24 protein-coding genes are annotated in these 25688 nt (G+C 71.2%); 17 read left to right on the top strand and 7 right to left on the bottom strand.

The features are described 5' to 3' along the window. Positions 1 to 72 precede the first annotated feature (72 nt). Positions 73 to 903: a TetR family transcriptional regulator gene (locus tag FGD71_RS38955; RefSeq protein ID WP_181359366.1), complete on the bottom strand. Its 831-nt coding sequence runs from the start codon at positions 901 to 903 to the stop codon at positions 73 to 75. Between the two features lie 121 nt (positions 904 to 1024). Further along, positions 1025 to 2830 (bottom strand): 3-hydroxyacyl-CoA dehydrogenase family protein, encoded by a 1806-nt coding sequence (locus tag FGD71_RS38960; RefSeq protein WP_119105286.1) that lies wholly within the window; start codon positions 2828 to 2830, stop codon positions 1025 to 1027. A gap of 414 nt (positions 2831 to 3244) precedes the next feature. Between FGD71_RS38960 and FGD71_RS38965 the strand changes: the two genes are divergently transcribed. Continuing rightward, the gene (locus tag FGD71_RS38965; RefSeq protein ID WP_119105287.1) at positions 3245 to 3835 is read left to right on the top strand and encodes an adenylosuccinate lyase; all 591 of its coding nucleotides are present in this window, start codon (positions 3245 to 3247) and stop codon (positions 3833 to 3835) included. A gap of 141 nt (positions 3836 to 3976) precedes the next feature. On the opposite strand, the gene FGD71_RS38970 is transcribed toward FGD71_RS38965, so the two are convergent. The 4 genes from FGD71_RS38970 to FGD71_RS38985 form a co-directional block, all read right to left on the bottom strand. Next, positions 3977 to 4510, bottom strand: coding sequence for a GNAT family N-acetyltransferase (locus FGD71_RS38970; protein WP_119105288.1), 534 nt, complete (start codon positions 4508 to 4510; stop codon positions 3977 to 3979). A gap of 9 nt (positions 4511 to 4519) precedes the next feature. Continuing rightward, positions 4520 to 4915, bottom strand: coding sequence for a RidA family protein (locus tag FGD71_RS38975; RefSeq protein ID WP_119105289.1), 396 nt, complete (start codon positions 4913 to 4915; stop codon positions 4520 to 4522). 124 nt (positions 4916 to 5039) lie between these two features. Continuing rightward, the gene (locus tag FGD71_RS38980; protein ID WP_119105306.1) at positions 5040 to 6626 is read right to left on the bottom strand and encodes an alpha/beta hydrolase; all 1587 of its coding nucleotides are present in this window, start codon (positions 6624 to 6626) and stop codon (positions 5040 to 5042) included. Between the two features lie 372 nt (positions 6627 to 6998). Continuing rightward, positions 6999 to 8030 carry an Rv2578c family radical SAM protein gene (locus tag FGD71_RS38985; RefSeq protein ID WP_119105290.1) on the bottom strand — a complete coding sequence of 344 codons (1032 nt, stop codon included), beginning with the start codon at positions 8028 to 8030 and terminating at the stop codon, positions 6999 to 7001. A 322-nt stretch (positions 8031 to 8352) separates the two neighbouring features. Between FGD71_RS38985 and FGD71_RS38990 the strand changes: the two genes are divergently transcribed. The 15 genes from FGD71_RS38990 (at position 8353) to FGD71_RS39065 (ending at position 24676) form a co-directional block, all read left to right on the top strand. Next, positions 8353 to 8742 carry a VOC family protein gene (locus FGD71_RS38990; RefSeq protein WP_119105291.1) on the top strand — a complete coding sequence of 130 codons (390 nt, stop codon included), beginning with the start codon at positions 8353 to 8355 and terminating at the stop codon, positions 8740 to 8742. A gap of 146 nt (positions 8743 to 8888) precedes the next feature. Beyond that, positions 8889 to 9332 (top strand): SRPBCC family protein, encoded by a 444-nt coding sequence (locus FGD71_RS38995; RefSeq protein ID WP_119105292.1) that lies wholly within the window; start codon positions 8889 to 8891, stop codon positions 9330 to 9332. 262 nt (positions 9333 to 9594) lie between these two features. Further along, positions 9595 to 12036: an ATP-binding SpoIIE family protein phosphatase gene (locus FGD71_RS39000; RefSeq protein ID WP_119105293.1), complete on the top strand. Its 2442-nt coding sequence runs from the start codon at positions 9595 to 9597 to the stop codon at positions 12034 to 12036. Positions 12037 to 12248: 212 nt separating this feature from the next. Continuing rightward, on the top strand, positions 12249 to 12971 hold the full coding sequence (locus tag FGD71_RS39010; protein WP_119105295.1) for a class I SAM-dependent methyltransferase: 723 nt from the start codon (positions 12249 to 12251) through the stop codon (positions 12969 to 12971). 140 nt (positions 12972 to 13111) lie between these two features. Next, positions 13112 to 14281 carry an NAD(P)/FAD-dependent oxidoreductase gene (locus FGD71_RS39015; RefSeq protein WP_119105296.1) on the top strand — a complete coding sequence of 390 codons (1170 nt, stop codon included), beginning with the start codon at positions 13112 to 13114 and terminating at the stop codon, positions 14279 to 14281. Further along, complete coding sequence (locus FGD71_RS39020) at positions 14278 to 14634, top strand: (2Fe-2S)-binding protein (RefSeq protein ID WP_240436987.1); 357 nt, start codon at positions 14278 to 14280, stop codon at positions 14632 to 14634. Before FGD71_RS39015 ends, FGD71_RS39020 begins: the two co-directional genes overlap by 4 nt. Then, on the top strand, positions 14627 to 16108 hold the full coding sequence (locus FGD71_RS39025; protein ID WP_119105297.1) for an FAD-dependent oxidoreductase: 1482 nt from the start codon (positions 14627 to 14629) through the stop codon (positions 16106 to 16108). Before FGD71_RS39020 ends, FGD71_RS39025 begins: the two co-directional genes overlap by 8 nt. Positions 16109 to 16124: 16 nt before the next feature. Then, entirely contained in the window at positions 16125 to 17021 is an 897-nt protein-coding gene (locus FGD71_RS39030) for a dihydrodipicolinate synthase family protein (protein ID WP_119105308.1), read from the top strand. A gap of 11 nt (positions 17022 to 17032) precedes the next feature. After that, positions 17033 to 18034 carry a proline racemase family protein gene (locus FGD71_RS39035; RefSeq protein ID WP_119105298.1) on the top strand — a complete coding sequence of 334 codons (1002 nt, stop codon included), beginning with the start codon at positions 17033 to 17035 and terminating at the stop codon, positions 18032 to 18034. 27 nt (positions 18035 to 18061) lie between these two features. Next, on the top strand, positions 18062 to 18751 hold the full coding sequence (locus FGD71_RS39040; protein WP_119105299.1) for a GntR family transcriptional regulator: 690 nt from the start codon (positions 18062 to 18064) through the stop codon (positions 18749 to 18751). Positions 18752 to 18837: 86 nt separating this feature from the next. Continuing rightward, positions 18838 to 19674 (top strand): M55 family metallopeptidase, encoded by an 837-nt coding sequence (locus tag FGD71_RS39045; protein ID WP_119105300.1) that lies wholly within the window; start codon positions 18838 to 18840, stop codon positions 19672 to 19674. A 97-nt stretch (positions 19675 to 19771) separates the two neighbouring features. Then, positions 19772 to 21070 carry a M20/M25/M40 family metallo-hydrolase gene (locus tag FGD71_RS39050; protein WP_162931342.1) on the top strand — a complete coding sequence of 433 codons (1299 nt, stop codon included), beginning with the start codon at positions 19772 to 19774 and terminating at the stop codon, positions 21068 to 21070. 3 nt (positions 21071 to 21073) lie between these two features. Further along, positions 21074 to 23080, top strand: coding sequence for a S9 family peptidase (locus FGD71_RS39055; RefSeq protein ID WP_119105302.1), 2007 nt, complete (start codon positions 21074 to 21076; stop codon positions 23078 to 23080). Then, positions 23077 to 24006, top strand: a complete 930-nt coding sequence (locus FGD71_RS39060) for a S66 peptidase family protein (protein ID WP_119105303.1) — start codon at positions 23077 to 23079, stop codon at positions 24004 to 24006. Before FGD71_RS39055 ends, FGD71_RS39060 begins: the two co-directional genes overlap by 4 nt. 115 nt (positions 24007 to 24121) lie before the next feature. Beyond that, positions 24122 to 24676 carry a GNAT family N-acetyltransferase gene (locus FGD71_RS39065; protein ID WP_119105304.1) on the top strand — a complete coding sequence of 185 codons (555 nt, stop codon included), beginning with the start codon at positions 24122 to 24124 and terminating at the stop codon, positions 24674 to 24676. A 49-nt stretch (positions 24677 to 24725) separates the two neighbouring features. Here the strand turns inward: FGD71_RS39065 and FGD71_RS39070 are convergent, their stop codons facing one another. After that, positions 24726 to 25079, bottom strand: a complete 354-nt coding sequence (locus tag FGD71_RS39070; RefSeq protein ID WP_119105305.1) for a VOC family protein — start codon at positions 25077 to 25079, stop codon at positions 24726 to 24728. A gap of 144 nt (positions 25080 to 25223) precedes the next feature. On the opposite strand from FGD71_RS39070, the gene FGD71_RS39075 reads away from it, so the two are divergent. Next, on the top strand, positions 25224 to 25688 hold a 465-nt coding region (locus tag FGD71_RS39075), incomplete at its 3' end, for a phage holin family protein (RefSeq protein WP_162931343.1).

Consider the following 25688-nt stretch of genomic DNA (forward strand, 5'->3'; position numbering starts at 1 on the left):
CCGGAGGGGCCGGGACGGCGTGCGCGTTATCGGGAGAGCTGTTCAGCGGTTCTGGAGCGGTTCTGGAGCGGTTCAGCGGTTCTTCAGGGCGTCCTCGATCGTCTTCATCACCTCGTCGAGCGGCGCGTCGGTCCTGGCCACGGTCACCAGCACCTCACCCTGCGACGCGACGGAGGCCGGTGCCGGGCGGGGCGCCGACGCGGAGTCGCGCCCCGCTCCGATCCCCGTCCCGAAGGTCTGCCGGACGATGGCGAAGGCGTGATCCAGCTGAGCCTCGACGTCCCCCTGCCCGTCGGCCCGCAGCCACCGCCGCAGCACGTGGTTGTGGGCCGTGACCACCGCCGACGCGGCGACCTCCGCGAGCAGCGGATCGTCGTTGCCGTCGTGGTGGGCGTGCTCGTCGAAGTGTCCCAGCAGATAGCGCGTGAAGAGCCGCTCGTACCGCGCCACGGACGCGATCTCCGCCTCCCGCAGGGTGGGCACCTCACGGGTGAGTTTGTAGCGCGACACCGAGATCTCCGGGCGGGCCGCGTACATCTTCATGACTTCCTTGATGCCGCGGCACACGGTGTCGAGCGGATGCTCGTGCGCCGGCGCGGCATTCAGCACCGCCTCGGCCCGGATCAACGTGTCGTCGTGATCGGGGAAGATCGCCTCTTCCTTGGAGCGGAAGTGCCGGAAGAAGGTACGCCGGGCGACTCCTGCCGCGGCGGCGATCTCGTCGACGGTCGTCGCCTCGTAGCCCTTGGTCGAGAACAGTTCCATCGCCGCGGCCGCCAGCTCTCGGCGCATCTTGAGGCGTTGGGCGGCGGCGCGACTGCCCGCGGCGCTTTCGGGAGCGTCGGACGTAGCTGCTGTACGGGAGGACTTGGCGGGCTGGGACATGCCCCGAACGTACTGCATCTGCGCAGGGGAATGCTCATGACCGCCGGGTCTCCCCTCGCTCGGGGCGGGGGGAGGGGCATCGGACGGATCGAGCAGCCCGCCCCAGTCCGCGCGGTCCGTGGAGCGGTGGCCGGGCCGCTCAGTGCCGCGCATATTCGCGGAAGCCGCGGCCGGTCTTGCGGCCGAGGCAGCCCGCGGCCACCAGGTGCTCCAGCAGTGGCGCCGGGGCCAGTCCCGGGTCGCGGAACTCGCGGTGCAGGACCTTCTCGATGGCCAGCGAGACGTCGAGTCCGACCACGTCCAGGAGCTCGAACGGGCCCATCGGGTAGCCGCCGCCGAGCTTCATCGCGGCGTCTATGTCGTCGAGCGAGGCGTAGTGCTCCTGGACCATCTTGACCGCGTTGTTCAGGTACGGAAACAGCAGCGCGTTGACGATGAAGCCCGCTCGGTCGCCGCAGTCCACCGGGTGCTTCTTGATCTTCGCGCAGACCTCGCGGGCCGTGGCGTGCACGTCGTCCGCCGTCAGGACGGTCCGGACGACCTCGACCAGCTTCATCGCCGGGGCGGGGTTGAAGAAGTGCATGCCGATCACGTCCTGGGGCCGCGAGGTGGCGCGGGCACAGGCGACGACGGGGAGCGAGGAGGTGGTCGTGGCCAGGATCGCGCCGGGCTTGCAGACCTTGTCGAACACCGCGAACAGCTGCTGCTTGATCTCCAGGTCCTCAGCGACGGCCTCCAGAGCCAGATCGACGTCGGCGAAGGCGTCGTACGAACCCGACGGTGTGATCCGCTCCAGGGTCTGGGCGGCGGCCTCGGCGCTGAGCCTGCCCTTGTCGACGGAGCGCGAAAGCGACTTTCCGATACGGGCCTTCGCGGCCTGTGCCTTCTCCTCGCTGCGCGCGGCGAGGACGACCTCGTACCCGGCCTTCGCGAAGACCTCGGCGATTCCTGACGCCATGGTGCCGGAGCCTGCGACGCCGACCGAGCGGACCGTGCGGCCGGGGGTGAGCGCGGCGCCCTCCAGCGGCGTCAGCGCGTCCCGCACGACGGTCGCACTGCCCGGGGCGTCGTACGTGTAGAAGCCGCGGCCCGACTTGCGGCCGGTCAGGCCCGCCTCGCTGAGCTGCTTGAGGAGGGGCGCGGGCGCGTGCAGCCGGTCGTGCGAGGCGGCGTACATGGCCTCCAGGACCGTGCGCGCCGTGTCGATGCCGACGAGGTCGAGCAGTTCGAGCGGGCCCATGGGCAGGCCGCAGCCCAGCTTCATGGCGGCGTCGATGTCCTCGCGGCTGGCGTACTTCGCCTCGTACATCGCCGCCGCCTGGTTGAGGTAGCTGAAGAGCAGCCCGTCGGCGACGAAGCCGGGGCGGTCGCCGACGGCGACGGGCTCCTTGCCGAGTTCCAGGGCGAGTTCGGTGACTGCGGTGACGGCGCCCGGCGCGGTCAGCACGGACGAGACGACCTCGACCAGCTTCATCGCCGGGGCCGGGTTGAAGAAGTGCAGGCCGAGGACGCGCTCCGGGCGCGCCGAGTCGGCGGCGAGCCGCGTCACGGACAGGGCGTTGGTGCCGGTCGCCAGGATCGTCTCCGGGCGCACGATGCCGTCGAGTGCGCGGAAGATCTGCTGCTTGATCTCGTACGACTCCGGGGCCACCTCGATCACCAGGTCGGCGTCGGCGGCGTCCCGCAGATCGGTGGAGGTGCGCAGGCGGGCCAGGACCTCGTCGCGCTCCCGCTCGGTGAGACGCTCGCGCCGCACGGCACGGGCTGTCGCGGCTTCGAGCGCGGTGACGGCTTGGGCGGCGGCGGCCTCGCTGACGTCGATGCCGATGACCTCGCGGCCGGCCCGGGTCAGGATCTCGGCGATGCCGGTGCCCATCGTGCCGAGGCCGACCACGGCGACGGTCTTGAGCGGAGACAGAGGGGTGTCGGACAGGGGAGTGGCCATCGCGGGACTCCTGAATGAGTGACGACTGAGGGACGCATCCGACGCGACTGACACATCCGGATACGCCGACAGGCGTACACGGGGCGGGAGTTGCGACGATGCGGGATCTGCGGGTGTTCCGGGCTACTGGTCCGGGCTGCGAAGCGCACACGCCCGGCGCGCCAGTCCGTGGGCGAACGTGCGGGCCCACGAGGCGATGAAGAAGACCGACCGGCCCTGTCCCGGAGCCGTGTCGTAACGCGGTACACGAAGTACCGAACCGACCGACACTCACGGTGGCTGCGTCACCAGGCCACCGCAAGCAGGTGCACGAGTGGGTAACTCGCTCGATTGAGCTTAACTCGCGGGTAACGAGCGCGCCAGTCCGCGTGCAAGGCGGAGTTCTGTGACGTACGTCGCCGATAGGCTCGGGTCATGGACGAAGAGTTGCGATCGCTCACCCAACGCTTACGGAAAGAGGCGGGCGCGGCTGCGTCTTCCTCGTACGAACGACTTGTCTCGACCGGGAACCTCGACGAGCTGGCCGCCGTGCTCACCGCCCCCGAACAGCCGCTGTGGGCGCGGGAACTGGTCGCCTTCCGGCTCGGTCTCGCCGGGGACCGGCGGGCCTTCGAGGCGCTCGTCCTGCTGCTCAACCACCGCGATCCGCAGCGCTGTGCGTCGGCCGCGTACGCGCTGGCCCGGCTCGGTGATCCGCGTACCGCCCGCGCGGCGGCCGCGCTCGCCACCAATGAGCTCCGGGTCGCCTACGCCCTCCATCCAGTACGGCTCCTCGTCGAGCTGCGTGCTCCCGAGGCCGTGCCCGCGCTGATCACGACGCTGGCCCGCCGCTTCCGGCCGCACGACCCGTACCGCAGGGTGGCGATCGCCTGTGTGGAGGGGCTCGGCGCCCTGGGCGACGAACGCGCGCGACCCGTTCTCAACGAGGCCCTCGCGCATCCGTCGCTCGCCCAGGTGGCGGCCGGGGCGTTGAAGCGGCTGCCTGCGCCTCGCTCGCCGCGGTAGCGCTGCGCTTCGCTGTTCGTGGGTTACTTTCCCCGACCCCGCCCCTTCCCGAAACTGAGGGCTGCGCCCCCAGGCCCCGCGACGCAGGTCGCAGTTCGGCTGCGGGCCCGGTTGTGGCTGGTCGCGCAGTTCCCCGCGCCCCTAACGGGGCGCGTCCAGTGCACGGACGTAGCGCACCTCGGGTATCGCCACGCCGTCCACGTCGAAGGGTTCCTCGGTGCCGTCCGGGGTGAAGCCGGCGTGTTCGTAGAAGCGGCGGGCGCGTTTGTTCTCCTTGAGGACCCACAGCAGCATCCGGGGGTGGCCGGCGGCGGCGCAGCGGAGTGTGGACTCGCGCAGCAGGGCGCCGCCCACGCCGCGGGCGATCCGGTCGGGGTGCACGTAGATCGCGTACAACTCGGCGTCCTCCGTGCGGACTTCACCGTCCCGGTACGGTCCGTGACACGCCCAGCCCACGACCTCGCCGTCCCACTCCGCTACCAGGTTGACCATGCCCTTCGTGGGCTGCTCGAAGCGAGCCCGGTGGCGTGGGGCCTCCTCCGTCGCGTCGAGCCCGTCGAGGTACGACTGCGGGATCATCCCCGCATAGGCGCTCTGCCAGCCGCGCACCCGGATCTCCGCCACCCGGTCGCAGTCGGCCAGGGTCATCTCACGGAGGTGGAGGGGGGAGCCCATGGCGGAACCCTAGGGCAGCACCGCGTACGCCTCGATCTCCATGAGGAACTCCGGGCGGACCAGGGCGGCGACCTGCACGGCCGAGGCGGCCGGGAGGCGGTCGGCGGATATGTGGGCGTCGCGGGCCGCGCGGACGGCCGGCATGTACGCCATGTCCGTGACGAAGAACGTCAGTTTGACCACGTCGTCGAACGTGGCCCCGGCCGCGGTCAGGCACCGGCGCAGGTTCTCGAAGATCTGGCGGGCCTGGGCCTCGGGGTCGTCCTCACCGACGAGCTTGCCGTCCTCGTCCAGCGCGAGCTGTCCCGAGATCGCCACGAAACGGCCCGTGCCCATGACGACATGCGTGTACGCGGCAGCGGGGGCGACGCCTTCCGGGGCGGAGATGCGAGTCAGTTCGGTCATGGCTCCATCGTGGACCATGGCACTGACAACGCCGCCTGGCCGGCGGCGCACGGCGGCCGCCCGGCTTCCGAGGTCCGGCCTCGGGAGCCGAGCGGCCGATTCAGGGGTTCAGCGGCGGACCGGGTCAGCCGCGGTACCCGAGCAGCCCGTGCAGCGTCGCGCCGCGTGAGGCCGAGGGCTTCGCGCTCTGCGGCTCCGGGTCGGGCAGCGCCTCGCACACCGCGTCGGCCTCGCCACCGCCGCGCGGGACCTTGCCGGTGGTCAGATACGTCGCCAGGTGCTTGTCCAGGCAGGTGTTCCCGCCCAGCGTGATGCCGTGGTTCCCACCGCCCTGCTCGACCACCAGGCTGGAGCCGCGCAGCAGGTGATGGACAGTGACACCGCCCTCGTACGGAGTGGCCGCGTCGTCGGTCGCCTGGAACAGCAGCGCCGGTGGCACCGAGTCGTTGGAGACGTCCACGGGTTCGAGCGTGTCCACCGGCCAGAACGCACACGGCGCGTTGTACCAGGCGTTGTTCCAGGTCATGAACGGCGCCTTCGCGTGCACCGCCCAGTTGTCGACGCGCCACTGGTTCCAGCTGCGCGGCCACGCCGCGTCACGGCACTGCACCGAGGTGTAGATGCTGTAGCCGTTGTCGCCCGCGGCGTCGACCGCGGCGAAGTTCTCGTACGCCTGGACCAGCGGGTCGTCGTTCTTGTCGTTCACGTAGGCCGCGAACGCCTCGGCGAGATACGGCCAGTAGCCGTTGTAGTAGCCGCCGGGAAGGAACGTGTCCTCCAGCTCGGAGGCGCCCACCGTCTTGTCCGCGGGGTTCTTGGCCAGTGCCGCCCGCATCGCGTACCACTTGGCCTCGATCTTGTCCGGATCGGTGCCGAGCTTGTAGGTCGTGTTGTGCTTGGCGACCCATGCCATGAAGGCCTGGTGGCGGGAGTTGAAGGCGTAGTCCTGCGCGAGGTTGTCGTCGTACCAGACACCCGTGGGGTCGACGATGGAGTCGAGCACCAGACGCCGCACGCGCTCCGGGTAGAGCTTGGCGTACACGGCGCCCAGGTAGGTGCCGTACGAGTACCCGAAGTAGTTGAGCTTCGTCGCGCCGAGCGCCCGCCGGATCGCGTCCATGTCCTGGACCGCGCTCACCGTGTCGATGTACGGCAGCAGGCCCGCGTACTTCGTACTGCATGCCCGGGCGAAGCCTCGTGCCCGGTTGAGATTGGCCTGCTCGATCGCCCCGGTGGTGGGTACGGAGTCGGGGCGGACCGGCGAGAAGTGCCCCGGCTTGCAGTCGAGGGCGGGTTCGCTCGCGCCGACGCCGCGCGGGTCGAAGCCGATGACGTCGTACTGCGCCGCCACCTCCTTGGGCAGGGAGGAGGCGACGAACCCGGCGAGCGTGAGACCGCTGCCGCCGGGACCGCCCGGGTTCACCAGCAGCGGTCCCTGGTACGTCTTCGAGGTGTGGGGAACGCGCGACAGCGCGAGCGTGATGCTCTTGCCCCGCGGGTTCGAGTGGTCGAGCGGCACTTTCAGGGACGCGCACTGGAGCGTCGGATAGTCCTCGGTGCCGCACTTCTTCCAGGTGAGCCTCGCCGTGTCGGCGGACTGGGTGGTGCGCTGTGCGGTGGCGGAGCCCGCGCTCGCTTCGGCGGGCACAGCGATGATCATCCCGGCCACCACGGCGGTGACACCGCACAGAGCGGCTGCTCTCTTCTTCATCAGGCCTCCCAGGACGGAGGAGTTCGAGCCGTGCACACCACGGCCTCGCCGCATCGTCCCGGAAAGGGCGCCCCGGAGGGGCTGGTTCTGACAAGAGTTGACCGGATCGGGCAGCGCGATGCCCCCAGATGCGGGCAAACAACCTGGTCGGAGCAGAGAGGGGGAGGCAGGGAGAAGGAGGCAGGGGGGAAGGAGGCAGAGGGAAGTAGGCAAGGGGAAGTAGGCAGGCAGGAAGGGTTGGTGAGGAAGGGTCAGGGACTGAATGTCAGGGAGTGAACGTCAGGACGTCAAGGAGTGAGGGCCCAGGTGGGGGAGGGGCCAGGGGGGAAGGGGGCACGCAAGACGGTGCCCAGGAGCAAGGCGCGGGTTCATTCACAGCAGCGTGAGTTGGGTCGGCCCCGGGACCGCCGGCTCGGGAGCGGGGATCCTGCGCGGCATCCCCGCGCGCGTGGGACCGATGCCGAACTCCTCGGCCAGCTCGTGCACCTGACGGGTGATCCGGCGCTGATACCACTTCGGGGCGTACGCGCCCTCCGCGTACAGCCGCTCGTAACGGCGCACCAGATGCGGGTGATGGTGCGCGAGCCAGCTCATGAACCACTCACGCGCGCCCGGTCGCAGATGCAGCACGAGCGGGGTCACCGAGGTCGCGCCGGAGGCCGCGATCGCCCGTACGGTGGCGCGCAGTTGGGGCGCCTGGTCGCTCAGGAAGGGAATCACCGGGGCCATCAGGACCCCGCAGTCGATGCCGTGCTCGCTCAGGGTGCGCACGACGTCCAGGCGGCGCTCGGGGGCGGGTGTGCCCGGTTCGACGGTCCGCCAGAGCTCTTGGTCCGTGAAGCCCACGGAGACGGATATCCCGATCTCGGTGACGGCCGCGGCCTGCTTCAGGAGGTCGAGGTCGCGCAGGATCAGGGTGCCCTTCGTCAGGATCGAGAAGGGGTTCGCATGGTCGCGCAGGGCGGAGATGATGCCGGGCATGAGCTGGTACCGGCCTTCCGCCCGCTGGTAACAGTCGACATTGGTGCCCATCGCGATGTGCTCGCCGTGCCAGCGCCGCGAGCCCAGCTGGCGGCGCAGCAGCTCCGGCGCGTTCACCTTCACCACGATCTGGCTGTCGAAGCCGAGGCCCGTGTCGAGGTCCAGATAGCTGTGGGTCTTGCGGGCGAAACAGTAGACACACGCGTGCGAGCAACCTCGATAGGGGTTGACCGTCCACTCGAAGGGCATGCGCGAGGCGCCCGGCACCCGGTTCACGATCGACCGGGCCCGGATCTCGTGGAACGTGATCCCGCGGAACTCCGGGGTGTCGAAGGTTCGGGTGGTGACCGCGTCCGCGCCGAACAGCGCTGCGTTCTCCGGCGGGTTTTCGCCGGCCACCACTGTGAGGTTCTCCCAGCGCATGACGCCTCCTCGATAGCACTGGGCACAGAATAGAACACATGTTCCCTTGATCGTGCATGGCGTGAGTCAAACTTTCCGGCAGGGGGTTGCGTTGAGGGGGCAGGAAGGGCGCCCGGGTGAGCAGACAGCACAAGCTGCGGCACTGAGCCCACAAACCAATGGCGTGGTCGAGCGGTTCTTCGGCACGCTGAAGTACGAACATCACTCTGCGACCCCGCCAGGCCCTCGACGACCGCACGCCACGCGCGGCTCACCTCGCCGTCGGGCACTGCGATGAGCGTGTGGCCTTTGGGGACCCGCTACTTGACTGGGAGGTCCTGACATGGCCAGTAAGTTCACCGAGCTTGCGATCGACTGTGCCGATCCCGAAGGTCTCGCCCGGTTCTGGTGCTCGGTCCTTGACTACGAGGTGCAAGACGAAGACGACGGAATTGTCACCATTGGCTCCCCTGTGGTGCCTGAAGGCAAGGACCGCCTTGGCCCAGTGCCACCGACGTTGACATTCGCGCACGTGCCCGAGGGCAAGACCGTCAAGAACAGGCTCCACATCGACGTCAACCCGACCGACAGGGAGCAGGACGAAGAGGTCCGTCGCCTGCTCGACCTGGGTGCTCGACACGCCGACGTCGGCCAAACGGGCGATGAAAGCTGGGTCACGCTTGCCGACCCGGAGGGGAACGAGTTCTGCGTCCTTGCGAGCCGCCGCCCCTGATCGGAGGCCAACTTCTTGACTCGTGACATGCGGCCGTCACCCGACCGTCCTCTCCGGCCCCGGAGGGGACCCCGATTTGGGTGGCTCGGCCGCGTGGTGGTTGGCTGACGGTGAAACCCTGAGAGTCCAAGTGCTGGAGGAACGCAATGGCGCAGGTCGAGGCCACCACGGAGCGAGTCGTAGCCGCTCAGCCGGACGACGTTTTCGATGCTCTGGCCGACTACAGCGGCACGCGCGCGAAGCTTCTGCCCGAGCACTTCAGCGAGTACGAGGTGCGCGAGGGCGGCGATGGCGAGGGCACCCTCGTCCACTGGAAGCTCCAGGCCACCAGCAAGCGCGTCCGTGACTGTCTGCTCGAGGTGAGCGAGCCCACCGACGGCGAGCTCGTCGAGAAGGACCGCAACTCCTCGATGGTCACCACCTGGCGGGTCACCCCGGCCGGCGAGGGCAAGGCCCGCGTCGTCGTCACCACCGTGTGGAACGGCGCCGGCGGCATCGGCGGCTTCTTCGAGAAGACCTTCGCCCCCAAGGGGCTCGCCCGGATCTACGACGCGGTGCTCGCGAAGCTCGCCACCGAGGTGGAGAAGTAGCCCTCCTCGCAGGCCGACAGGTCGCTCGCCGGGTCCGCTTGCGGGTGGCCCGGCGAGTGATCCCCCCGCTCACCATTTCGAGTGGATTCCGGTACGGCTCAGCCGTACGGGCGTAAGGCTCCCAGCGGTCACAGATCCGCGCTCCGGGACGGGGCGTGCGCCGGAGGCAATTCCCGCATTTGGCACACACGGCGACCCTACGCACCCGTACCGTGGTGGTGGCGCAGATCTTGCGGACCTGTGGGGAGAGAGGGCCTCGGCCATGGACCATGGCACCGAGCTGGGCGCGGCTGGTCGCATCCCGCTGGCCGTGATCGTCGTCGATCGTGATGGCCTGGTCTCGCACTGGAGCCAGGGCGCCCGGCGGCTGTTCGGGGCCGCGAAGGAGGAGGCCGTCGGCCGCGTCGCCGTCGATCTGCTTCCGGTGTCCGGCGCCCTGCACGAAGAGGACGAGACCCAGCCGTACGCGGCGTACGCCGCCTACGACGGACTCGGCCCCGATCTCGAGTCGTCCCTCGACGGACGGCTCTCCTACCCGGCGGCCGGCCGCGCGCGGCTGTCGGCACCGCACCGCGACCGGCTCGATGTCCTGTGGTGGGCGTATCCGCTGGTGGGCCCCGGACGGGAGCGGCTGCTGGTGCTGGCCGCCGACGCGGGCGGACTGCGCCGCGCCGACGCCGACACCGACGGGAGCGTGCCCGCCGAGCGCGTCGCACCCGGCTTCGCTCTGCACACCGACTTCCCCGGCGCCGAGGAACTCGCCCGCAGACTGCCCGAGATCATGCCCGGCATGAGTGTCGACGACAGCGCCCGCATAGTGGCGCAGGTCCTCGAACTGGGCTATCCCGTACTCGAGTTCAGTCAGAACGACCGGGTGCCGGTCACGCCCGACTGGGGGGTGCCCCGCCGGGCCGAGCGCAAGGCGCGCAGGGAGCGCGCGGCCGGCGCCGCGGCGTCCGGCGAGCCCCTGCCCGAGGACTTCGGGGACTTCGAGGACTTCGACGATCTCAAGGACGACGGCGAGGACCTCGAGTACGCCGCGGTACGCGAGCGGCTGGAGTTCCTCAACGAGGTCAGCGGGCGCATCGGCAGCTCGCTCGACCTGTCCCGCACCATCATCGAGGTCAGCAAGGCCGTGGTGCCGCGCTTCACCGATGTCGCCGGGACCTATCTGCGCGAACAGGTCGTCGCCGGCGAGGGCTTCCCCGAAGGCGTGCCCGACACGACCACCATGTGGCACCGCGTCGCCGTGGAGCACACGGACGAGCCGGGCCGCTGGGACGACGTCGTGCCCGTCGGCGAGGCCATGCCGTTCCCGGCGCACACACCGTTCTTCCAGTGCATGACCACCGGCGAACCGGTCCTCGTGCCGCGCATCAGCGAGCAGATGGGACACGCCATCGCCGCGCAGTTCGAGAAGCGCGACATCCGGCCCCTCATCACCCACCGCTCCATGCTCGTCGTGCCCCTGAAGGCCCGCGACGTGGTGCTCGGCTTCATGATCCTGCTGCGCCACCCCGAGCGCGTCGAGTTCAACGACATGGACCGTGTCACGGGCGCCGAACTCGCCGCCCGCGCCGGGCTCGTGCTCGACAACGCACGCATGTACACGTACCAGGAGAGCGTCGCCGAGACCCTCCAGGACAGCATGCTCCCGCACATCGCGCCCCGCATGCCGGGCGGCGACATCGCGACCCGCTATCTGCCGGGTACGTTGCTGGGGCGGGTCGGCGGCGACTGGTTCGACTCCGTGAAGCTGCCCGGCTCGCGCACGGCGCTGGTCGTCGGCGACGTGATGGGCCATGGCCTCAACTCGGCCGCGATGATGGGCCAGTTACGCACCGCCGTACAGACCATGGCGGCCCTGGACCTGCCGCCCGCTCAACTCCTGCGCAACCTCGACGACTTGGCGCAGCGCCTCGGCGAGCACTATCTCGCGACCTGCCTGTACGCGGTGTACGACCCCATTGCGAGTGAGCTGCACATCGCCAACGCGGGCCACATACCACCGGTGCTGGTCCGGGCCGAGGACGGGCGCAGTGATCTGCTCGACCTGCCGACGGGCGCGCCCATCGGGGTCGGCGGGGTCCCGTTCGAGTCCGTACTGGTGCGGGTTTCGCCCGGCGACCGGCTGGTGATGTGCACCGACGGCCTGGTCGAGGTGCGCGGCGAGGACATCGGCGTCGGGCTCGCCACGCTCTGCGAATCCGCCGCCCACCCGGCCGCCTCCATGGACGACGCCTGCGACACCATCATCCGCGCCCTCAACACACGCGGCGGCCGCAAGGACGACGTGGCGCTCCTGATGGCGCGGCTCAGCGGCATCGCACCCGAGGACGTCGCCACCTGGCGGATCGCCCTCGAACCCATCGAGGTCGCCAGAGCCCGCGCCTTGGTCCGCGAGCAGCTCGATGAGTGGGGCCTCGACTCCCTTGCCGACCCGGCCGAGTCGATGGTCAGCGAGCTCGTCACCAATGCCGTGCGCCACTCCCGCAGCCGGCAGGTGGAGCTGCGCCTGGTCCGCGGCGACACGCTGCTGTGCGAGGTGGACGACGACGACCACACCCTGCCGACGCTCCTCAGCGCGGGTCCGACCGATGAGTTCGGGCGCGGCCTGCGCGTGGTCAGCCGGCTGGCCCGCGAGTGGGGGACCAGCCGTACTGCCTCCGGCAAGACCGTGTGGTTCGAGTTGACCTTGTCCTAGTGCTCCGCCTCAGCGCTCCGCCGGAAATGCGGTGCGAAGGCTGCGGGCCGTCCGTGGCCGGCCGCGCCCACGCGGCGCAGGCGCATATGTCACCGCCCCGCGCCCCTACGGGGCGCGGTCGCGCCCGTGTGCTTGTCGCCTCACTCCGGGCGCGGTAGACCGAACGGGGCCGCCGCTTTCGGCGGGCGACCGTTCCAACCTGGGGAGCTGGCATGAGCGTGACGACTCGGTACAGGGAGGCCTGGGAGGGGTTCTGGCGGGAGGCCTCCGACGAGCCGGGGGCGGTCATCTGGGACGCTGAGCCCGCCCTCACCGTCGGCGTCCATCTCGGGCTGCTGGAACCGTACTTGAGAGCTCCTGGCCTGCCCTTCGTGGACCTCGGCTGCGGCAACGGCACCCAGACCCGCTTCCTGGCCGACCGCTACCCGCAGGTCGTCGGCGCCGACCTGTCGGCCGCCGCCCTCGACCACGCCCGTCGCGCCGACCGGGCGGGCCAGGCCGCCTACCGCCTCATCGACGCGGCCGAGAAGAACGAGGCCGAGACGCTGCACGCCGAACTGGGTGACACGAATGTCTATGTGCGGGGCGTGCTCCACCAGTGCGAGCCCGACGACCGGCAGCCGCTCGTCGACGGCGTCGCCGCCCTGGTGGGCGAGCGCGGCCGCGCGTTCCTCGTCGACCTCGCCGAGGCCGCCGGGTCCTTGCTGCGTGGCCTCGCCCAGGGGCCCGAGGGCCCGCCCGCCAAACTCGCGCCCGTGTTCCGGCACGGCCTCGCGCCTGCCGCGGTGGCCGACGAGGCGGTACCGGAGTATGTGCGCGCCGCCGGTCTCACCGTCCTCGCGAGCGGCGAACTGCCCCTCGTCACCACGGAGTACCTGGCCGACGGTACCCGGATCGAGCTGCCGTCGAAGTGGCTGGTGGTTGGGCGGACCTGAGGCCACTCGGGCCGGGCGTTCCGGGTGCATCGGGTCCACCCGGTGCACCGGGCGCACCGGGTGGACCCGCGTCCCGCCGACCGCTTCGCCGGGTACGGGAAGCCCTTGGCACCTACAGAAATATGTGACATGGTACTGACGTGACCAAGGGACTGACCTGCGATGTCGTGGTCGTCGGAGCCGGAATGGTGGGGGCGGCCAGTGCCCTGTACGCGGCCCGGGCGGGCCTGGATGTCGTCCTCGTGGACCGTGGCCCGGTGGCCGGCGGTACGACCGGTGCCGGTGAGGGCAATGTGCTGGTGTCCGACAAAGAGCCGGGGCCCGAGCTCGAACTCGCCCTGCTGTCCGGGCGACTGTGGGCCGACGTCGCCGCCGAGCCCGGGGTGGCGAAGGCGATCGAGTACGAGGTCAAGGGCGGCGTTGTCGTCGCCTCCGGGGCAGCGGGACTCTCGGCTCTGGAGGGGCTCGCCGGTCGTCAGCGCACGGCCGGAGTGGAGACCGTGCCGGTCGGGCCCGACGAACTCCACGATGTGGAGCCTCACTTGGCGAAGGGACTCGCGGGCGGTGTGCTCTACCCGCAGGACGCCCAGGTGATGCCGACCCTGGCCGCAGCCCATCTCGTACGTCTCGCGCGTGGGGCGGGCACCACGCTGCGGACGGGCCGGCCTGTCACGGAGGTGCTGCGCACGACGGACGGGGCGGTGCGCGGAGTGCGTACGCCGCAGGGCGACATCCACGCCCCGGCGGTCGTGAACGCGGCCGGCACCTGGGGCGGAGAGCTGGCCGCGCTCGCCGGGACGTCCCTGCCGGTGCTGCCACGGCGCGGCTTCGTCCTCGTCACCGAACCGCTGCCGCCGCGCACGGTGCGCCACAAGGTGTACGCCGCGGACTATGTGGCCGACGTGGCCAGCGACTCGGCGGCGCTGCAGACCTCGCCGGTGGTGGAGGGGACGGCCGCCGGGCCGGTGCTGATCGGGGCCAGCCGGGAGCGGGTCGGCTTCGACCGCTCCTTCTCGCTGCCGGTCGCGCGGGCGCTGGCGGCGGGGGCGACCCGCTTGTTCCCCTTCCTCTCGAAGGTCCGGGCGATGCGCGGTTACCTCGGCTTCCGCCCCTACATGCCCGACCATCTGCCCGCGATCGGGCCCGACGCGCGGGTGCCCGGCCTCTTCCACGCGTGCGGGCACGAGGGAGCCGGGATCGGACTCGCGACGGGCACCGGGCACCTGATCGCCCAGGCGCTGACGGAGAAGACCCCCGATCTCGACCTCACCCTGTTCCGTCCCGACCGTTTCTCCGAGGAGGGCGTGTGACATCCCGAAGGTCGCCCCTGTCCCCCCTGACCCCGCAGTCGCCCCAGTCGCCCCAGTCGCCACTGGAACTGGTCCGGGCCCGGCCGAACCCCGCCTTCACCGTCACCTTCGACGACCGCGAGATCACCGCCCTCCCCGGTCAGACGATCGCCGCCGCCCTCTGGTCCGCGGGCATCACCTCCTGGCGTACGACCCGGGAGAGAGGCGAGCCGCGCGGCGTCTTCTGCGGCATCGGCGTCTGCTTCGACTGCCTGGTGACCGTCAACGGACAGGCGAATCAACGGGCTTGTCTGGTGCGGGCGGAGGCCGGCGACGTGATCCGCACGCAGGAAGGGAACGGTCACCATGAATGAGCGACCGCACCTCGCGGTGGTCGGCGCGGGCCCTGCCGGGCTCGCGGCCGCGCTTGCCGCCGCCGGGCGCGGTGTGCGCGTGACCCTGATCGACTCCGCGGCGGAGGCGGGCGGTCAGTTCTACCGCCAGACCGCCGCGGCGCTCGGTGCCCGCCGCCCGCAAGCCCTGCACCACCAGTGGCGTACCTGGGAACGGCTCCGGGACGGCCTCGCGGTACACATCGAGGCAGGGCGCATCACCCATCTGACGGATCACCATGTCTGGTTCGTGGAACGGCATGACGCGCCCCGGGGCGCGGACGGTGCCGACGGCCCCGGACGGGTCGCGGACGGGGCCGGCGGATTCACCGCGCACGCTCTTCTCGGCCCGGAGCAGGAACAGCCCGTGGCCGTCCGTGCCGATGCCGTGCTCCTGGCCACCGGTGGGTACGAGAAGGTCCTGCCGTTCCCGGGCTGGACCCTCCCCGGAGTGGTCACCGCGGGCGGGGCGCAGGCCATGCTGAAAGGCGGGCTCGTGCTGCCGGGGCGTACCGCCGTGGTGGCCGGGACCGGGCCGCTGCTGATGCCGGTGGCCGCCGGGCTCGCGGCGGCCGGGGCGAAGGTCGCCGCGCTCGTCGAGTCCGCCGACCCCAGAGCCTTCGTACGGCACGCCAGGACGCTCGCCGCCCAGCCCGCCACGAGCGCCGCCAAGCTCGCGGAAGGCGCCCAGTACGCCGCCGAGTTGGCGCGGCACCGGGTGCGTACTCTCGTCCACCACACCGTCGTGGCCGCGCACGGAAGCGGCCGGCTCGAAGCCGTGACCGTCGCCGCTCTCGACGGCGACGGGCGGATCCGGCCCGGCACCGAGCGGCGCATCCCCTGTGACAGTCTCGCCGTCGGCCACGGCATGCTGCCGCACACCGACCTCGCACAGGCCCTCGGCTGCCGTCTCGACGGACTGAACGTCGCCGTCGACGACGAACAGCGCACCGATGTGCCCGGCGTCTGGGCGGCCGGGGAGACCACCGGGATCGGAGGCGCAGTGCTGTCGATGGCCGAGGGCAGGATCGCGGGCCTCTCGATCGCGGCCCGGCTCGACTCCCGTACGCCCGACGTGCGTTCGTACCAGGCGGCGGCCAAGGCCCGTACGGGACTGCGGGAGTTCTTCGCCGCCCTCGAAGCCGTCTACGCTCCGCCCGCCCACTGGACCGAGCAGATCACCGACGACACCGTCGTGTGCCGCTGCGAGGAAGTCCCGGCCTCCGCGATCCGGGAGGCCGTCGACGAGCTCGGCGCGGGTGACGTACGCACCGTGAAGCTGCTGACCCGGGCCGGGATGGGCTGGTGCCAGGGCCGGATGTGCGGTCCGGCGGTGGCCGGACTCGCGGGGTGCGCACCGGAGCCGTCGCGACGGCCGTTCGCCCGACCCGTGCCGCTCGGTGTGCTGGCACGGGCCGGAGAGACCGACGACCAGGGAAATGTCACCGCCTACTGATCGGATGGGACCGCTCATGACCGCTACCGAGAACCGCCCCTGGCGCGGCGTCCTCGTCGCCACCGCCCTGCCTCTCGACGACGATCTCTGCGTCGACTACGACGGGTTCGCCGAGCACTGCGCCTGGCTCGTCGAGAACGGCTGCGACGGCGTCGTACCGAACGGCTCGCTCGGCGAGTACCAGGTGCTCACCCCCGAGGAGCGGGCCAAGGTCGTCGAGACCGCGGTCGCCACGATCGGCGGGCAGCGCGTCATGCCCGGCGTCGCCGCGTACGGCTCCGCCGAGGCCCGCCGCTGGGCCGAGCAGGCACGCGACGCGGGCTGCGCGTCCGTCATGCTGCTGCCGCCGAACGCGTACCGCGCCGACGAGCGCTCGGTCCTCGCTCACTACGCGGAGGTCGCGAAGGCGGGTGTACCGGTCGTGGCGTACAACAACCCGATCGACACGAAGGTCGACCTGGTGCCGGAGCTGCTCGCGAAGCTGCACGGCGAGGGGTACATCCACGCGGTCAAGGAGTTCTCCGGCGATGTGCGCCGTGCCTATCGCATCGCCGAACTCGCCCCGGAACTCGACCTGTTGATCGGCGCAGACGATGTGCTGCTCGAACTCGCCCTCGCGGGCGCCAAGGGCTGGGTCGCCGGTTACCCGAACGCGCTGCCCGCCGCGACCGTCGAGCTGTACCACGCGGCCACGCGAGGCGACCTCGCCACCGCCCAGCAGCTCTACCGGCAGCTGCACCCGCTGCTGCGCTGGGACTCCCAGGTCGAGTTCGTGCAGGCCATCAAACTGTCGATGGACATCGTCGGCCGCCACGGCGGGCGATGCCGTCCGCCACGGGTCCCGCTGCTGCCCGAGCAGGAGGCCGTGATCCGTGCCGCCACCGAGAAGGCCGTCGCGGCGGGACTCGCATAAGGAGGCTGGTCATGCGCAGCAAACTCGTCCTGCACGCCGTCGACTCGCACACCGAGGGCATGCCGACCCGGGTGATCACCGGTGGCATCGGCACGATCCCGGGCGCCACCATGAACGAGCGCCGCCTCCATTTCCGTGAACACCGCGACGACATCAAGCAGTTGCTGATGAACGAGCCGCGTGGTCACGCGTCGATGAGCGGCGCCATCCTGCAGCCGCCCACCCGCCCCGACTGCGACTACGGGGTCATCTACATCGAGGTCTCCGGCTATCTGCCCATGTGCGGGCACGGCACGATCGGCGTGGCCACCGTGCTCGTCGAGACGGGCATGGTGGAGGTCGTCGAGCCGGTCACCACGATCCGCCTCGACACCCCGGCCGGTCTCGTCGTCGCCGAGGTCGCGGTGGAGGACGGGGCCGCCAAGGCCGTCACCCTCCAGAACGTCCCGTCCTTCTCCGTCGGCCTCGACCGCAAGATCACGCTGCCCGACGGGCGGACGGTGACCTACGACCTGGCGTACGGCGGGAACTTCTACGCGATCCTGCCACTCGACCAGTTCGGGCTGCCCTTCGACCGGGCGCGCAAGGACGAGATCCTCGCCGCCGGGCTGTCGCTGATGGACGCCATCAACGCGGAGCAGGAGCCCGTCCATCCCGAGAACCCCTCCATCCGCGGCTGCCACCACGTGCACCTCGTCGCACCCGGCGCGACGGCCCGGCACTCGCGCCACGCGATGGCGATCCACCCCGGCTGGTTCGACCGCTCACCCTGCGGCACGGGAACCAGCGCCCGTATGGCGCAGCTGCACGCGCGCGGCGAACTGCCCCTGCACACCGAGTTCGTGAACGAGTCCTTCATCGGGACGCGGTTCACCGGGCGGCTCCTGGGAACCACCGAAGTCGCCGGGATCCCGGCCGTGCTGCCCAGTTTCACCGGTAGTGCCTGGGTGACCGGCACCGCCCAGTACCTGCTGGACCCGACCGACCCGTTCCCGGCCGGGTTCGTCCTCTGAGCCCTGTCGTCACAAGGAGCCGCCCCGATGTCCGCCGCGCGCACCACTACCTCCTCCGCCGCACCCGTCCTGCCCACGCTGGGCGGTAAGAAGCCCAACTACCGTGAGCGGGTGGCCGACGCCCTGCGGGCCGCGCTGATCGCGGGCGAGCTGCGTCCGGGCGAGGTCCACTCCGCGCCGGCTCTCGCCGCACGCTTCGGCGTCTCGGCGACGCCGGTGCGCGAGGCGATGCTCGACCTCGTCAAAGAGGGCCTGGTCGACACGGTGCCGAACAAGGGGTTCCGGGTCACCGCCGTCTCCGAGAGGCAACTGGACGAGTACACCCACATCCGCTCGCTCATCGAGATCCCCACGACCGCGGAGCTGGCCGCCACCGCCGACCCCGCCGCCCTGGAGGCGCTGCGTCCGGCGGCAGAGCAGACCGTCACGGCCGCCGCGGCGGGCGACCTCATCGCGCATGTGGAGGCGGACACCCGCTTCCACCTCGGCCTGCTCGCCCTCGCGGGCAACGAGCACCTGGTCGAGGTCGTCGGCGGCCTTCGCAAGCGCTCCCGTCTCTACGGTCTGCACGCGCTGGCGAAGGCGGGCCTTCTGGAGGACTCCGCCAGGGAGCATCTGGAGATCCTCGACGCGCTCATCGCCCGCGACGAGGAGGCGGTACGCGCCGCCATGACCCGGCACCTCGGACACGTACGGGGCCTGTGGGCCGCACGATGAAGGCGCGGCGCGCACAGGCCCCGGCGGGGCCTTTCGGCTGACCACGCGCACTGTGGGTGTCCTCCCGTCTGCGATACAACTGGTGCATGGTAAAGATCCTCATCAGCGCCGACATGGAGGGTGCCACCGGCGTGACCTGGCCGGCCGACGTGCTGCCCGGCACACCTCAGTGGGAGCGCTGCCGGTCGATGTTCACGTCGGACGTGAACGCCGCCGTGCTCGGGTTCCTCGACGGCGGCGCCGACGAGGTCCTCATCAACGAGGCCCACTGGACCATGCGCAATCTGCTTCTGGAGCGGCTGGACGAGCGCGCGCAGATGCTCACCGGGCGGCACAAGGCGCTGTCCATGGTGGAGGGCGTGCAGCACGGGGACGTCGACGGCATCGCGTTCGTCGGGTATCACGCGGGCGCCGGCATGGAGGGCGTACTCGCCCACACCTATCTCGCCAACTCGATCACCGGCGTGTGGATCAACGACGTACGCGCCAGTGAGGGCCTGCTCAACGCGCATGTCGTCGCCGAGTACGGGGTACCCGTCGTCCTTGTCACCGGCGACGACGTGGCCTGCGAGGACGCGCTCGGCTATGCGCCCGAGGCACTGAAGGTCGCCGTCAAGGACCATGTCTCGCGGTACGCGGCGGTGTGCCGCACCCCCGCGCGGACGGCGTCCGACATCCGCGCGGCGGCGAAGGAGGCGACCCGACTGGCCGTACGGCACGAGCCCGTGGAAGGCGGCCCGTTCACCGTGGCTGTCGAGTTCGACGCCGAGCACCTGGCCATGGCGGCCACCGTCGTGCCGGGTGTGGAACGGATAGGGGAGCGGAAGGTGGCGTACACCAGCGCGACCATGTACGAGGGCATCCGCACCTTCAAGGCGGTCACGACGATCGCCTCGGCCGCCGTGGAGGAGCAGTATGGCTGACCGGAGCAAGGCTGACCGAGAGGTGGCTCATCCAGACGTGGCTCATCGAGACGTGGCTGACCCGGACCTGGCTCACCAAGACCTGGCCGACCAAGACCTGGCGGACGCCTGCGACGAGGTCGTCGAGTTCACCTCCGACCTGATCCGTATCGACACGACCAACCGGGGAGGCGGGGACTGCCAGGAGCGGCCCGCCGCCGAGTACGCCGCCGCGCGGCTCGCCGAGGCGGGCCTGGAGCCGACGCTTCTGGAGCGCACGAAGGGGCGTACGAACGTTGTCGCGCGCCTGGAGGGCACCGACCCGTCCGCGGACGCGCTGCTCGTCCACGGTCACCTGGATGTCGTACCCGCGCAGGCCGAGGACTGGAGCGTGCACCCGTTCTCCGGGGAGATCCGCGACGGGGTCGTCTGGGGCCGGGGCGCGGTCGACATGAAGAACATGGACGCGATGATCCTCGCGGTCGTACGCCAATGGGCACGCGACGGCGTACGCCCCCGACGTGACCTCGTCATCGCCTTCACCGCGGACGAGGAGGCGAGCGCCGAGGACGGCTCGGGCTTCCTCGCCGACCACCATCCGGAGCTCTTCGAGGGCTGCACCGAGGGCGTCAGCGAATCCGGGGCGTACACCTTCCACGACGGCGCCGGCCGGCAGCTGTATCCCATCGCGGCCGGTGAGCGCGGCACCGGCTGGCTGAAGCTCACCGCCCGCGGCCGGGCCGGACACGGCTCCAAGGTGAACCGGGACAACGCGGTGACGCGCCTCGCCGCCGCGATCGCGCGGATCGGCGCCCACGAGTGGCCCGTGCGGCTCACCCCGACGGTCCGCGCGGCGCTCACCGAACTCGCCGCGGTGTACGGCGTCGAGCCCGACCTCGAGGACGTGGACGGATTCCTCGGAAAGCTCGGCCCAGCCGCCGCCTTCGTCGAGCCCACCGTGCGCAACAGTGCCAACCCCACCATGCTGAACGCCGGTTACAAGATCAATGTGATTCCGGGAGAGGCCGTCGCCCACGTCGACGGCCGGTATCTGCCCGGCACCGAGGAGGAGTTCCGCGCAACGCTCGACCAGCTCACGGGACCCGACGTGGAGTGGGAGTTCCACCACCGGGAGGTGGCGCTCCAGGCGCCGGTGGATTCGCCGACGTACGCGAAGATGCGCGCCGCCGTCGAGGAGTTCGCGCCCGAGGGGCATGTCGTGCCGTTCTGCATGTCGGGCGGCACGGACGCCAAGCAGTTCTCGCGCCTCGGCATCACCGGATACGGATTCTCTCCGCTGAAGCTCCCCGAGGGCTTCGACTACCAGGCCATGTTCCACGGTGTCGACGAGCGTGTACCGGTCCAGGCGCTGCACTTCGGTGTCCGCGTCCTCGACCGCTTTCTGCGCACGGCCTAGGACATGGGGGACCAATTGGGGGACATCGTGCAGACCCTGGCCTACGGCTCCTGGCCTTCGCCCATCGACGCGTCGCTCGCCGCCGCGCACGACGGGCACCCCGAGTACGTCGGCTTCGTCGGTGACGAGGCCTGGTGGACCGAGCCGCGGCCCACGGAAGGGGGCCGCCGCACCCTGGTACGCCGACGCGTCGACGGTACCGAGGAGCCCGTACTGCCGGCCCCGTGGAACGTACGGAGCCGCGTCATCGAGTACGGCGGACAGCCCTGGGCCGGCGCGATGCTCGACACGGGCCCGCTGGTGGTCTTCGTCAACTTCGCCGACCAGCGACTGTACGCGTACGAACCCGGCGCCCCGGACGCCGAGCCGCGTCCGCTGACGCCCGTGTCGCTCGTGGGCGGCGGACTGCGCTGGGTGGACCCGCAGTTGCACCTGGAGCGGGGTGAGATCTGGTGCGTCCTGGAGGAGTTCACCGGTGACGACCCCACCGACGTACGCAGGGTCGTGGCCGCCGTCCCGCTGGACGGCTCGGCGGAGCAGAACCGCGACGCGGTACGCGAACTCACCGACGGGCCGCACCGGTTCGTCACCGGTCCCCGCGTCTCCCCGGACGGGCGGCGCGCCGCCTGGCTCGCCTGGGACCACCCGCGAATGCCGTGGGACGGCACGGAGCTGATGCTGGCCGACGTCGCCCCCGACGGGACGCTGCGGCACGCTCGCCCGGCCACCGGCGGCCCCGAAGAGTCGATCGCCCAGGCCGACTGGGCTCCGGACGGCTCCCTCCTCTACGTCAGCGACCGCACCGGCTGGTGGAACCTGTACCGGGCCTCCGGCAGCGGGCCGTCCGTGCCGCTGTGCGCCCGTGAGGAGGAGTTCGGCGGACCGCTGTGGAAGATCGGCCAACGCTGGTTCGCGCCCCTGGACGACGGACTGATCGCCGTCGTCCACGGGCGGGGCGCCACCGCGCTCGGCGTCCTCGACCCGGAGACCGGCGAGGTCATCGACACGGCCGGGCCCTGGACCGAGTTCGCGTCGGCCCTCGCGGCGGACGGCAGCCGCGTCATCGGCATCGCGGCCAGCCCGCGCAGCGCGTACGAGGTCGTGGAGCTCGACGCCCACACCGGCCGCGCCCGCGTCATCGGCGCCGCCCACGACGACCCCGTGGACCCGGCGTACTACCCGGAACCGCAGATGCGCACCTTCACCGGCCCCGCCGGCCGCGAGATCCACGCGCACATCTACCCGCCGCACCACCCCGGCCATGTCGCACCGGGCGAGGCACTCCCGCCCTACGTCGTCTGGGCCCACGGCGGCCCCACCAGTCGTGCCCCGCTCGTACTCGACCTGCAGATCGCCTACTTCACCTCCCGCGGCATCGGTGTCGCCGAGGTCAACTACGGCGGGTCCACCGGCCACGGCCGCGCATACCGCAACCGGCTGCGTGAGCAGTGGGGAGTGGTCGACGTCGAGGACTGCGCCGCCGTCGCGCTCGCACTCGCCGACGAGGGCACCGCGGACCGCGACCGGCTCGCCATCCGGGGCGGCAGCGCCGGCGGCTGGACCGCGGCCGCGTCCCTGGCGAGCACCGACGTCTACGCCTGCGGAACCATCCTCTACCCCATCCTCGACCTCGCGGCCTGGGGCGAGGGCGAGACCCACGACTTCGAGTCCCAGTACCTGGAAACACTCGTCGGACCCCTCGCCGAAGTGCCGGCCCGGTACGCGCAGCGCTCACCCACCGAACACGCCGACCGCGTCACGGCGCCGTTCCTGCTCCTCCAGGGCCTCGACGACGTCATCTGCCCGCCAGCCCAGTGCGAACGGTTCCTGGCCCGCATGGAAGGGCAGGGGCGGCGCGTGCCGCACGCGTACATCGCCTTCGAGGGCGAGGGCCACGGATTCCGGCGCGCGGACACGACGGTGCGGGTCCTGGAGTCCGAACTCTCCCTGTACGCCCAGGTCTTCGGGCTGAACCCACCCGGTATCCCGACCCTGGAGCTCGCCAAGTGAAGGAACTCGTCAGACCCCGCCGACTGGGCCCCGGCGCCCGCGTCGCCGTCGTGGCGCCCAGCGGACCGGTGCCCGAGGAGCGGCTCCAGACGGGGCTCGACATCCTGCGCGGCTGGGACCTGGAGCCGGTCGTGGCGCCCCATGTCCTCGACCGGCACCGGACTTTCGACTATCTGGCGGGCGCCGACGCCGACCGCGCCGCCGACTTCCAGGCCGCCTGGTGCGACCCGGCCGTCGACGCCGTGCTGTGCGCCCGCGGCGGCTATGGGGCACAGCGCATGGTCGACCTCCTCGACTGGGACGCGCTACGGGCCGCCGGACCCAAGGTGTTCCTCGGCTTCAGCGACATCACCGCGCTGCACGAGGCGTTCGCGACCCGCATGGGGCTGGTGACGCTGCACGGACCGATGGCCGCGGGCGTCGACTTCCTGAAGAACGCGCGGGCGCAGGAGCATCTGCGGGCGACCCTCTTCGAGCCGGAGTCGGTGCGGACGATTCGCTCGGACGGCCGGGCCCTGGTTCCCGGGCGGGCGAGGGGCATCCTCCTCGGTGGCTGCCTGGCCCTGCTCGCCGCCGACCTCGGCACACCGCACGCCCGCCCGTCGGCGCGCGGCGGCCTGCTCTGTCTGGAGGACACCGGCGAGGAGACGTACCGCCTGGACCGCTATCTCACCCAACTCCTGCGCGCGGGCTGGCTCGACGGGGTCGCCGGGATCCTGCTCGGGTCCTGGGCCGAGTGCGATCCGTACGAGGAGGTGCGGGCTCTCGTCCTCGACCGGCTCGGCGGGCTCGGGGTCCCGATCGTGGAGGAGTTCGGATTCGGGCACGGCGAAGGGGCGTTGACGATTCCCTTCGGGGTGCGCGGCGAACTGGACGCGGAGACGGAGACGGGGACGTTGACGCTGGACGGTCCGGCACTGGTGTAGCGCCTGCGACGCGTGCTGGGGGGCAACGAACGCTCGCAGTTCAGAAGCCGGTCCGGGCGGCCGTCGTCTGTACTTCACCAGGCGACGCCGGCAGGGGGCCGCGTACCGTGGCGGGGTGCACGACAACACCGACAGCTACCTCGCCGAAGGCCCCCGCGTGGGCATACGGCACTACCGCTACGAGGACGGCGCCGAGTTCACCGCCCGCGTGCGCGAGAGCAAGGACCTGCACCACCCCTGGCTGTTCCCGCCCACCGGCCGCGACGCCTACACCGCGTACGCGAGACGTCTCATCGAGGATCCGACGAAGACCGGGTTCCTCGTCTGCGAGAAGGACGGCGGGGACATCGCCGGGTTCGTCAACATCAACAACATCGTCGAGGGCGCCTTCCAGTGCGGGGCTCTGGGCTACGGCGCCTTCGCGCACGCCGCGGGGCGCGGGCTGATGAGCGAGGGGCTGGGGCTGGTTGTGCGGCACGCGTTCGGCAGGCTCGGGTTGCACCGACTGGAGATCAACGTCCAGCCGCACAACGCCGCGTCGATCGCGCTCGCCCGCCGCTGCGGCTTCCGGCTGGAGGGCTTCTCGCCGGACTTCCTCTTCATCGACGGGGCCTGGCGGGACCACGAACGCTGGGCCATCACCGCGGACATGGTGCGCACGCGGGGGTGAGTCCTGGGGGCGGAGCCCCCAGGGAACCCCAGGGAACGAGAGGGGTGGGCTACTCCGCCGCGTTCCGGTCCGCGTACTCGTACACGGTCCCGTCCGGGTGCAACGCGATCAGATTGCGGCCCGCCGGTGTGGCCACCGGGCCGGCGAGGACCTGCGCGCCCGAGTCGGTGAGCACCTGGTGGGCTTCGTCGACGTCCTTCACGGCGATCGTCGCCGAGACCTTCCGGAGGACCTCCAGCTCTGCCGCCGGTCCGCTCATCAGCAGGAAGCAGCCGACAGCGGCGACCGACACGCCGCCGCGCTCGAAGCGGTGCGCTCTGCCACCCGCCAGCTTCTCGTAGAAGGGGACCGTAGCCTCCAGGTCGTCGACGCAGATGCGCAGCGTGGCTCCCAGAATTTCCATGCGTCAGAGCCTAGTTGGCCGCGGGCCGGGAGCGAGATCGTTTCGGCCGGAAACCTGCCCTGTCCCGAGGGGCGGATGGTCCCGTGTGCCCGAGCGGTGGCGTTATGCGCGCGGGGGCGCGGGTACCCGGCCGCCATGGATCGCATCGATCACTTGGATCACCTGGAACATCTGGACAAGAATCTGGTCGACGAGCTGGCGCAGGTGGCCCGCGACGCCGTACGCGACGAACTGCGCGAGCAGACTCGCAAGCAGCGCCGCGCCGCCGCCCTGTACGCCGCGTCCGGCGCCGTCGCCCTCTACGCGGGCGGTGCCCTGGCTGTCACTCTCGGTCTGCTGCTCGCGCTCGGGCTGCCCGACTGGGCGGCCGCGCTGATCACCGCGGCCGTGCTCGCCGTGGCGGCGTACGTGCTGCGCAACGCGGCCCGGCCCGCGACGTCCCGGCCCACGCCGGAACGGGTCGCCGAGGGCCAGGGTGACCGTCTCGCCGCCGGTACGCCGCCCGGGCCGGGCTCGTCCGCGTACCCGCCGGTGCCGCCCGTCGCGCCCGGCGGCATGGGCGGTACGACCGGCGCGCCCGACGCGTCCGGCGAGGCCGCGCCCCCGCCC

This window comes from Streptomyces sporangiiformans, assembly GCF_005768555.2.
Classification (GTDB): Bacteria; Actinomycetota; Actinomycetes; order Streptomycetales; family Streptomycetaceae; genus Streptomyces; species Streptomyces sporangiiformans.

Coding starts and splice junctions, on each gene's coding strand:
- FGD71_RS38955 (WP_181359366.1), bottom strand. CDS start 903: ATGCAGTACGTTCGGGGCATGTCCCAGCCCGCCAAGTCCTCCCGTACA.
- FGD71_RS38960 (WP_119105286.1), bottom strand. CDS start 2,830: ATGGCCACTCCCCTGTCCGACACCCCTCTGTCTCCGCTCAAGACCGTC.
- FGD71_RS38965 (WP_119105287.1), top strand. CDS start 3,245: ATGGACGAAGAGTTGCGATCGCTCACCCAACGCTTACGGAAAGAGGCG.
- FGD71_RS38970 (WP_119105288.1), bottom strand. CDS start 4,510: ATGGGCTCCCCCCTCCACCTCCGTGAGATGACCCTGGCCGACTGCGAC.
- FGD71_RS38975 (WP_119105289.1), bottom strand. CDS start 4,915: ATGACCGAACTGACTCGCATCTCCGCCCCGGAAGGCGTCGCCCCCGCT.
- FGD71_RS38980 (WP_119105306.1), bottom strand. CDS start 6,626: ATGAAGAAGAGAGCAGCCGCTCTGTGCGGTGTCACCGCCGTGGTGGCC.
- FGD71_RS38985 (WP_119105290.1), bottom strand. CDS start 8,030: ATGCGCTGGGAGAACCTCACAGTGGTGGCCGGCGAAAACCCGCCGGAG.
- FGD71_RS38990 (WP_119105291.1), top strand. CDS start 8,353: ATGGCCAGTAAGTTCACCGAGCTTGCGATCGACTGTGCCGATCCCGAA.
- FGD71_RS38995 (WP_119105292.1), top strand. CDS start 8,889: ATGGCGCAGGTCGAGGCCACCACGGAGCGAGTCGTAGCCGCTCAGCCG.
- FGD71_RS39000 (WP_119105293.1), top strand. CDS start 9,595: ATGGACCATGGCACCGAGCTGGGCGCGGCTGGTCGCATCCCGCTGGCC.
- FGD71_RS39010 (WP_119105295.1), top strand. CDS start 12,249: ATGAGCGTGACGACTCGGTACAGGGAGGCCTGGGAGGGGTTCTGGCGG.
- FGD71_RS39025 (WP_119105297.1), top strand. CDS start 14,627: ATGAATGAGCGACCGCACCTCGCGGTGGTCGGCGCGGGCCCTGCCGGG.
- FGD71_RS39030 (WP_119105308.1), top strand. CDS start 16,125: ATGACCGCTACCGAGAACCGCCCCTGGCGCGGCGTCCTCGTCGCCACC.
- FGD71_RS39035 (WP_119105298.1), top strand. CDS start 17,033: ATGCGCAGCAAACTCGTCCTGCACGCCGTCGACTCGCACACCGAGGGC.
- FGD71_RS39040 (WP_119105299.1), top strand. CDS start 18,062: ATGTCCGCCGCGCGCACCACTACCTCCTCCGCCGCACCCGTCCTGCCC.
- FGD71_RS39045 (WP_119105300.1), top strand. CDS start 18,838: ATGGTAAAGATCCTCATCAGCGCCGACATGGAGGGTGCCACCGGCGTG.
- FGD71_RS39055 (WP_119105302.1), top strand. CDS start 21,074: ATGGGGGACCAATTGGGGGACATCGTGCAGACCCTGGCCTACGGCTCC.
- FGD71_RS39070 (WP_119105305.1), bottom strand. CDS start 25,079: ATGGAAATTCTGGGAGCCACGCTGCGCATCTGCGTCGACGACCTGGAG.